Source organism: Flavisolibacter ginsengiterrae DSM 18136 (assembly GCF_059568575.1).
In genome coordinates this window covers 1-1,011 of the sequence record NZ_JCANTR010000067.1, presented here as the reverse complement: position 1 = coordinate 1,011, position 1,011 = coordinate 1, and the positions used below count along the sequence as shown (strand labels likewise).

The 1,011-nt window shown below is 38.8% G+C and carries 1 protein-coding gene; it reads right to left on the bottom strand.

Going from position 1 to position 1,011, the window contains the following annotated elements:
• Positions 1-108: 108 nt before the first annotated feature.
• Entirely contained in the window at positions 109-654 is a 546-nt protein-coding gene (locus tag BP74_RS21655) for a M23 family metallopeptidase (RefSeq protein WP_496377660.1), read from the bottom strand.
• Between the last annotated feature and the right edge of the window lie 357 nt (positions 655-1,011).

The window sequence follows — 1,011 nt, the reverse complement described above, 5'->3', positions numbered from 1 at the left end:
GCAACGAAAGCCAGCAACACCAGAATATTTGGAAAACCCTTGAAAGTCAACGTAACTTTATGAGAACAACCAGCTATCTCTTTACATAGGAACCGTTGTTGGGCGATGTCATTTTGAAGGCCTTTCATACCATTCTCCGCTTTGGAGAAGTTGTATCCCGCTGGTTGTTCTAAATTTGGTCCTAACGAAGGAATCTCTATCATAATTTAACCTGCGTTTGACTGCAAAATGTAGGTGATCTCGTAAAGTAAACCCGGTTTTACCACTATATCCAATGACCTGTCCTTTGACTACTTTTCCTTTCTTCACAACTACACCATTTTTTTTCAAATGCCAGTAGCATCCGAAACTTCCATCCTCATGCCGAATGATAATGTAATTGGCTTTTTTTTCGCTTGTGAAAATTCCGCCTTCATCGCTGTCGTCTTTGTAACTATATATTATACCATTTCTGGCTGCGCAGACTGGTGTTCCTTCAGGCATTTGAAAATCTATAGCAGCTTTATTTGCATGCGAAAACCTTCCACCATATCCTTGAACCACTTTGTATTTTGTTCCGCATTGAATGGGAAGATCGTAAATATATGAGTCAAGATTTTGACTAACTGGAGTTCTTGATGTCAAATAGGTAAATACACCGGTAACAATAATCAAAATAAATAAAAGGATAACAACAATCTTTCTCATCAATTATTAAACGGTAAGAATTTAATAGCGCCCAACACTTAGTACTTACGCAATTATACACAATTTATAATTTCTTAATCTGCTGACTTCCATCACTTTTCCATTGCGCTATTTTATAACGGATTGTGTCAATCATCCATCCCATTGTATTCTCCCTTGCTTGCAAAAACTGTCCTGGAAGTTTCAAGCCCTATTCCATCGGTACCCATTCATCCACGATCTTTTCCCTTGGTTTTACCAGCACTGTTTTTAGTCCCCTGAAACGTTCTTTTACACGCAGGGCCATGGCAATCGGTATCTCATAGTCTTTTGGAAACGCTCCTG